Origin of the sequence: Bacillus sp. TL12, from assembly GCF_022625245.1 — a bacterium.
Lineage (GTDB): Bacteria > Bacillota > Bacilli > Bacillales > Bacillaceae_G > Bacillus_A.
The window spans coordinates 1-6372 of sequence record NZ_JAJJBY010000082.1 but is presented as its reverse complement, the minus strand read 5'-3'; the positions used below and the strand labels follow the sequence as shown (position 1 = coordinate 6372).

Below are 6372 nucleotides of genomic sequence, written 5' to 3'. Positions count from 1 at the left end.
TGCAACAACGGTAATAATGGAACCAACGCCGATAATAATCCCAAGCATCGTAAGTGCTGAGCGCAGTTTATGAGCTAGAATAGAAGATAGGGCAATTTTGATACTATCTAGTAAACTCATACCGCACACCTTCTATCTTCTGTAATTTTTCCGTCCCTTAGCACGATTCGGCGCGAAGAATACTCTGCAACTTCCTCTTCATGCGTAACCATAACAATCGTCGTACCTTCTTCATTTAACTTTGTGAAAATGTCCATAACTTGCTGTCCAGACTTCGTATCAAGAGCACCTGTCGGCTCATCGGCCATAATAAACGTTGGATTATTGGCGATTGATCTCGCGATCGCTACACGCTGCTTTTGTCCACCAGATAATTCACTAGGTAAATGATGAATCCTGTCCAACAATCCAACTTTACTAAGTGCTTCAAGCGCTCTTTGACGACGTTCTGCTTTCTTCACGCCACCGTAGATGAGCGGAAGTTCAACGTTTTCCACCGCTGAAAGTCGCGGTAACAAATTAAAGTGCTGGAATACAAAGCCAATATATTCATTACGAATAAGAGCAAGTTTTGCCTCGTCTGCTGTTAAGATATTTACATCATTCAGCGTATATTCACCTTCTGTCGGACGATCTAAGCAACCGATAATATTCATTAACGTTGATTTCCCCGAACCGGATGGTCCCATAATGGAAATAAACTCACCGCTTTGAATCGTTAAACTAATGCCGTGTAAAATTGGCACTGCTAGCTTACCTTGATAATATGTTTTAGAAATATGATTTAACTTAATCATTTTTCTTTCACTTCCATTCCGTCATACACGTTGTCGGAAGGATTTTTTACAACCTTTTGCCCCACTGTTACGCCTTCAACAATCTCTGTCCAATCTCCATCAGTAGCACCTTTTTTTACATTTTTTTTATGAAGTTTACCTTTTTCTTCTATGTAAACAAATGTATCATTATCTTTTTCTACAATGCTCTTACTAGGAACAGCGATCATCGTCTTATTCTCTAAGTTTACTTGTAAAGAAACGTGATAGCCTGGAGATAAACCTTCTTGCCCATCAAGACTTGCTTTATATGTATATTGAGACATATTTTGAGTTCCCTCACCTGCACTAGCAGTTTGAGCCATTTCTGTGCTAGTTGGGAATTCACTTACTTCTGTAATTTTGCCTGTCCATTTCTTCTTATTATTCGCTTTTGCAGTTACAGTAAATGTTTGGTCTTTTTGAATTTGTGACTTCTGAAGTTCCGTTAATGTCCCTTGAATTTGGAATGGATCTTTAGAAGCAATTTGTAAAAATGATTTTCCTTGTCCACCTATTGCTTGTGAGGAACTTTGTGCTGCATCATTATCTAGCTTCTGTACAACACCAGCGAAGTTACTATAAATCGTAAGTTCTTTCTGTTTTTTCTTTAATTCTTCTGCTTGTAATTTACTTTTTTCTTTCTCAAGGTCCGTTGTCTTTTGCTGAATTTCTAGTTCACTTACTTGCTCTTCCATTGGATCTGTTACTTCTTTCGCAGCACCGCTATCTTTCGCTTTCTTAATTTCTTTTTTCAATGAATCTATTTTCTTTTTTCCTTGATCGTAACGCATATCTGCCATCTTTTGATCAAGCTCAGCTTGCTTCATCTGTAAATTGATTTCTTCATTATCATAAGAGAATAATTTTGTTCCTTTTTCTACCTCTTGTCCTTCTTTCACTGCAATATCTTTCACTTTTCCTTTTGTCGGATCTGAGTAGAAGCTTTCAATGTTTCCTGGTTTTACCTGTCCCGAAATTAATTTTGTATTATTTAGCTTACGCTCTGTTACCTTCTCAAAACTTACAGCATCTATTTTCGCCGTTTCTTTCTTCTTCCCTTGCATCACGAAAATATTAATAGCTGCAACGATAGCAATTAATGCAATAACCCCGAGGATAATCCATTTTTTGGTTTTCCTTTTTTTTGTATCTACATTTGTTAGCATAGAAATTGTTCTCCTTTTTGTGCATAGTCTGTATTTCGAATTTAAAGAATTCACAAATATAAAATAAAGTTTGAATAAAAATACTTATTTAATAAAATATGTGATTGCATTTCATTTCTTTAATACTAAATTTTTTTTGCTTTTATATGTTTCTTGTTACTTCCATACCAATGATAATAATGTATAGCTACATCCTTTGGGATATCTGAAATTTTTGTTTTCTTAACTGGTTTAGCACGTGTTGAAGTTTGAAGAGTAACAAGGCCAAATGGACTTTGTATCCCTGATTCTATTATTTCCAACTCTTCAATATTCTTTCGGTTTGTTATGAATAAATTTGTTGAAAATCCTCCCCGTTGCAATTGAATGAATTCCCCATTAAGTTTGTAACCACTATAAAAACAGTTTAATATTTGTGATGTGTTAACAAGTACGAATAATATTATTGGGATATACCAAAACTCTGACCAAAAATAATAAGTAAGTATCGTACTTATGATCCAAATATAACTTGATCGTACCATCTTTATAAAAATTGTATATTTTGGAATACTAATCATTCTTGTATCAATTTTAAATGTTGGTAGAATCTCAGGAATTAGTGATAAAGCTCTATTTTTATCTATAAGTGGAAAGAGTACTTTAGCAGTTCTCATTTCCTTATCTTCCATATCAGTAATACTTATAATTTTTACTTGTACTAAACCAAACCATCTTTTTAATAGATTAGTATTAATATTAATAGCTTGGATTTTCTCCTTTGGAATTGAAAATTCAGTTTCATTAAATACACCTGTTCTAACAAAAATTCGATGTTGGTCAGAAGTGACTTCAAAGTTCCCATATTGAATATAAGTCTTAATTATCCCATAAGCTAATGACATTAGTAAAAGAATAAGAATGCCAAGAGTCATTAGAAACCATGATTTTTGAAAAAAAGAGGTAATTTCATTTATATAACCGTCTATGGAAATAAAATCATTTATATTAGAATAAATCTCTTGAATTAATGGGATCAATAAAAGTAATTTAAGTGACATAAGTGATTTAACCAATATTTCTTTAGGCGCCATTTTATAATGTTTGTCCCTTGAAATATCTTTAGATTCTATTAACTCTACTTGCTGTATATCTGATTCATTCTCTTTTTTTGGAATAAAACCAATATGTCCTAAATGTTCTTGTATCCGTGCAGCTTCTTCATAAGTTATCATTTCAAGTTTAATAGAGGATTTTTTTTCATTGGAACCAGTTTCTAATAAAAGTGATGTTAGTCCAAATAAGCGATGAAAAAAATGTGTATTTTGACTAATACCTTGGATACGTTCTAATGGAATAAAACGATTTTCTTTAATAAAACGTCCCTCATAAATGTACATTTCTTTATCAGTAAATACATACTTAAAATGTTTCCAATCAAGAAATATTGAAACAAAATTATAAATTAGATAAACAACTCCTGCTACTACACCTACAATCAGAAAAATAGGATTAGAATTTGAACTTATAAAAATAGCAAAAAAAACAATCCAAAGAATAAGTTCTTTTATAGATTTAACCACGGAAAAGAGCATCCATAACGGATGCATTCGCTGAGCTATTTGGTCATATGCTAATTCTTGCTTCATTGTATGATAGCCCTCCTATTTTATTCATTTATTTCATTGATTCCAGCTAAATATGCAATGTTCGCTCTTAATTCTGTTGCTTTCTTTTCAGAAATAGCAGGTATTTCATGTTCTGAAGCCATTGTACCTATTGTTAACGTAGACAAACCAAATTTTCGTAATATTGGTCCTTGATTTGTATTTACATATTGTACTTTCGTCATCGGTATTATTAGATGCTTTCTCATTAATGCTCCTCCATGTTTTAATTGAATATAATTTTCATCAATTTCATAACGCCATGTTCGCTGTCGATAAATAGGTATTATGGATAGTTCGAATATGGAAGAAATAATGAGTAAAGCAATAATGATATAACAAATAATACTTATCCAGCTTTTCCAATCATAATAATGCTGTAAAAACAAAAGAATTCCTAATACACAAAGTGCAGTAGTATAAGTAATTGCATCACTTATCCTCCATACTTTTACTGCATTTGGTGAGATTTTTTGTTGTGGTTCTTTTATCATTTCAATCTCAATCCCCTTTTTTGATAATTAAATCATATTAACAATCTATCAATTCTAAATTTTCAATAAAGATCCTCTTAATTATTATACTTAAAAATATATCCATGTATAGATTTTTTTGGAATAAAATATTTAAAAACTTAATATAAATTTTTTTCTAAAAATTAAGTTGACACAATTTGAAGATTCAGATATATTTATAATCGCAAAAGCGTTCACCAAAAAATTCAAAAGGAGGTATATTATGGTTACATTTTTAAGAATCGTAGCTCAACTAGGAGCTAGAGCTGCTAGATGGGCTTGGGCTAACAAAGATAGAGTTTTAGGCTGGATTAGAGATGGTATTGCTATTGATTGGATTATTAATAAAATTAATGACATGGTAAACTAAGAATTTTTAATTTTACAATTACTATATTAGGAGGTATATAACATGATTACATTTTTAAGAATCGTAGCTCAACTAGGAGCTAGAGCTGCTAGATGGGCTTGGGCTAACAAAGATAGAGTTTTAGGCTGGATTAGAGATGGTATTGCTATTGATTGGATTATTAATAAAATTAATGACATGGTAAACTAAGAATTTTTAATTTTACAATTACTATATTAGGAGGTATATAACATGATTACATTTTTAAGAATCGTAGCTCAACTAGGAGCTAGAGCTGCTAGATGGGCTTGGGCTAACAAAGATAGAATTTTAAATTGGATTAAAAACGGTATGGCAATCGACTGGATTATTGATAAAATTAATGACATGGTAAACTAAGAATTTTTAATTTTACAATTACTATATTAGGAGGTATATAACATGATTACATTTTTAAGAATCGTGGCTCAATTAGGAGTTAGAGCTGCTAGATGGGCTTGGGCTAACAAAGATAGAGTTTTAGGCTGGATTAGAGATGGTATGGCTATTGACTGGATTATCAATAAAATTAATGACATGGTAAACTAATTGGTGTAATTACATAATCTAAACCAATTAATTCTAAAAGGATAGGATCTGCAGTTCTATCCTTTTTTATATAATGATTATTAATTTTCATACCTTACTTCTATAAACCGTTTACTCTTACACCACCCTCTAAAAGCCCATTAGCATTAGAGACATTATAACATCCTTCCTTATTTTAAAAAAGAACATATAGAGCAATAATTATATTTTTAAAAGTTCATCCCAATTATTATAAGGCAATGTGTATGATATATATTCCCTTCATAACAAAAATTTAAAAATCAATGAGTATTGTACTCAAACTCAGTCACAAGTCGATAGAAGCTAATGCTTTTTATCTCTAATCGATTACTTCATATCCTTGGTTTTCATTTTTTTTAATTCTTTTTTCTGTTTATTTTTTAGTTCTTCTCTTCCTTTAATCCAAATTCCTAATAAAATAGCTAATCCACCTAAAATAATAATAATGAAGATAAGTGTATTCCCTTTGACAATTAAAGTCTCAGACATCCATAGATATAGTAGTGTTACCACATATAAAACAGGTAAACCCATTCCCAAATAAACATTTTCTCTTCTTGACAAAAAGTATTGAAGCCCAATTAATATAAGTGCAATTAAAAATCCGTATAGACGAAACATTAATTATCCCCTCTTTCATTTTTATATTTTTCAATTATCAATTTTGCATCTTCTAAATTAATACGATCTTCGATGGAGAGTTTTTTAATAAAAGTAATGAACTCTTCATCTTCATCAGTATCATTCACTTTAATTTTTTGAATTAGCTTATCTACCCGTACCCTCACTGTAGGATAAGAAACATCATAAATTTTTGCTATTTCTTTCAAAGATCCAGAGTGTAAAATAAAATTTTTAATAAACTCAATGTCTTCACTATCTAAATTTAATAGCCAATTCGGAATGTCTTTAAAATTCATAAACTTCAGCTCCTTTAATTGAATTTTAACATATTTAAAATAAAAATCAACTTTATTTTAAATAAAATTTATTTTTATTTTAATTTTATTTAAAAGATTAAACTCTGTTAAAGTGTAGTGTTGATATTTGATACGTTCTCAAATTCTTAGTATAACCATTACGGTTCTGTTGCAAAGTTTTTAAAACTAAGCTAAACTTTTGCAAAACAGAGTGAGGAGAATCATACATGAGATATTTTAAAGGAAAGCAATTCAAGAAAGATATTATTTTGGTAGCCGTTGGCTACTATTGTCGCTTTTCTTTAAGCTATCGTGATGTCTCTGAAATTTTGAATGAACGTGGTGTTCC

At 30.8% G+C, this 6372-nt stretch carries 10 protein-coding genes and 2 pseudogenes; 5 read left to right on the top strand and 7 right to left on the bottom strand.

Features of this window, described 5'->3' with window-relative positions; genetic code table 11:
- The 5 genes and pseudogenes from LOK41_RS26975 to LOK41_RS26955 all read right to left on the bottom strand — a co-directional run.
- Nucleotides 1-120, bottom strand: a pseudogene (locus tag LOK41_RS26975) (ABC transporter permease); the annotation flags it as partial.
- Nucleotides 117-797 carry an ABC transporter ATP-binding protein gene (locus LOK41_RS26970; RefSeq protein ID WP_241819111.1) on the bottom strand — a complete coding sequence of 227 codons (681 nt, stop codon included), beginning with the start codon at nucleotides 795-797 and terminating at the stop codon, nucleotides 117-119. The gene LOK41_RS26970 and the pseudogene LOK41_RS26975, both read right to left, overlap by 4 nt.
- Nucleotides 794-1984 (bottom strand): efflux RND transporter periplasmic adaptor subunit, encoded by a 1191-nt coding sequence (locus tag LOK41_RS26965; protein ID WP_241819109.1) that lies wholly within the window; start codon nucleotides 1982-1984, stop codon nucleotides 794-796. Before LOK41_RS26965 ends, LOK41_RS26970 begins: the two co-directional genes overlap by 4 nt.
- A 125-nt stretch (nucleotides 1985-2109) precedes the next feature.
- A complete protein-coding gene (locus LOK41_RS26960) occupies nucleotides 2110-3612 on the bottom strand; it encodes a PH domain-containing protein (RefSeq protein WP_241819107.1) in 1503 nt (500 codons plus the stop codon).
- Between the two features lie 20 nt (nucleotides 3613-3632).
- Complete coding sequence (locus LOK41_RS26955) at nucleotides 3633-4124, bottom strand: PH domain-containing protein (RefSeq protein WP_017154624.1); 492 nt, start codon at nucleotides 4122-4124, stop codon at nucleotides 3633-3635.
- 244 nt (nucleotides 4125-4368) lie between these two features.
- On the opposite strand from LOK41_RS26955, the gene LOK41_RS26950 reads away from it, so the two are divergent.
- The 4 genes from LOK41_RS26950 to LOK41_RS26935 are packed head-to-tail and all read left to right on the top strand — an operon-like array spanning nucleotide 4369 to nucleotide 5082.
- Nucleotides 4369-4515 carry an aureocin A53 family class IId bacteriocin gene (locus tag LOK41_RS26950; RefSeq protein ID WP_241819101.1) on the top strand — a complete coding sequence of 49 codons (147 nt, stop codon included), beginning with the start codon at nucleotides 4369-4371 and terminating at the stop codon, nucleotides 4513-4515.
- A 42-nt stretch (nucleotides 4516-4557) separates the two neighbouring features.
- Complete coding sequence (locus LOK41_RS26945; protein WP_241819094.1) at nucleotides 4558-4704, top strand: aureocin A53 family class IId bacteriocin; 147 nt, start codon at nucleotides 4558-4560, stop codon at nucleotides 4702-4704.
- Between the two features lie 42 nt (nucleotides 4705-4746).
- Complete coding sequence (locus LOK41_RS26940; RefSeq protein ID WP_241819088.1) at nucleotides 4747-4893, top strand: aureocin A53 family class IId bacteriocin; 147 nt, start codon at nucleotides 4747-4749, stop codon at nucleotides 4891-4893.
- Nucleotides 4894-4935: 42 nt separating this feature from the next.
- On the top strand, nucleotides 4936-5082 hold the full coding sequence (locus LOK41_RS26935) for an aureocin A53 family class IId bacteriocin (protein WP_241819081.1): 147 nt from the start codon (nucleotides 4936-4938) through the stop codon (nucleotides 5080-5082).
- Nucleotides 5083-5430: 348 nt separating this feature from the next.
- Here LOK41_RS26935 and LOK41_RS26930 read toward each other — a convergent pair whose 3' ends face one another.
- Nucleotides 5431-5724 (bottom strand): hypothetical protein, encoded by a 294-nt coding sequence (locus LOK41_RS26930; RefSeq protein WP_241819074.1) that lies wholly within the window; start codon nucleotides 5722-5724, stop codon nucleotides 5431-5433.
- The gene (locus LOK41_RS26925; RefSeq protein ID WP_241819073.1) at nucleotides 5724-6023 is read right to left on the bottom strand and encodes a DUF2089 family protein; all 300 of its coding nucleotides are present in this window, start codon (nucleotides 6021-6023) and stop codon (nucleotides 5724-5726) included. The genes LOK41_RS26930 and LOK41_RS26925 overlap by 1 nt, the downstream gene beginning before the upstream one ends.
- A gap of 227 nt (nucleotides 6024-6250) precedes the next feature.
- Here LOK41_RS26925 and LOK41_RS26920 point away from each other — a divergent pair.
- Nucleotides 6251-6372: pseudogene (locus LOK41_RS26920) on the top strand (IS6 family transposase); the annotation flags it as partial.

Bases quoted from the DNA above. Each gene is read 5' to 3' on its own strand.
- LOK41_RS26970 (WP_241819111.1), bottom strand. From the start codon at position 797: ATGATTAAGTTAAATCATATTTCTAAAACATATTATCAAGGTAAGCTA.
- LOK41_RS26965 (WP_241819109.1), bottom strand. From the start codon at position 1,984: ATGCTAACAAATGTAGATACAAAAAAAAGGAAAACCAAAAAATGGATT.
- LOK41_RS26960 (WP_241819107.1), bottom strand. From the start codon at position 3,612: ATGAAGCAAGAATTAGCATATGACCAAATAGCTCAGCGAATGCATCCG.
- LOK41_RS26955 (WP_017154624.1), bottom strand. From the start codon at position 4,124: ATGATAAAAGAACCACAACAAAAAATCTCACCAAATGCAGTAAAAGTA.
- LOK41_RS26950 (WP_241819101.1), top strand. From the start codon at position 4,369: ATGGTTACATTTTTAAGAATCGTAGCTCAACTAGGAGCTAGAGCTGCT.
- LOK41_RS26945 (WP_241819094.1), top strand. From the start codon at position 4,558: ATGATTACATTTTTAAGAATCGTAGCTCAACTAGGAGCTAGAGCTGCT.
- LOK41_RS26940 (WP_241819088.1), top strand. From the start codon at position 4,747: ATGATTACATTTTTAAGAATCGTAGCTCAACTAGGAGCTAGAGCTGCT.
- LOK41_RS26935 (WP_241819081.1), top strand. From the start codon at position 4,936: ATGATTACATTTTTAAGAATCGTGGCTCAATTAGGAGTTAGAGCTGCT.
- LOK41_RS26930 (WP_241819074.1), bottom strand. From the start codon at position 5,724: ATGTTTCGTCTATACGGATTTTTAATTGCACTTATATTAATTGGGCTT.
- LOK41_RS26925 (WP_241819073.1), bottom strand. From the start codon at position 6,023: ATGAATTTTAAAGACATTCCGAATTGGCTATTAAATTTAGATAGTGAA.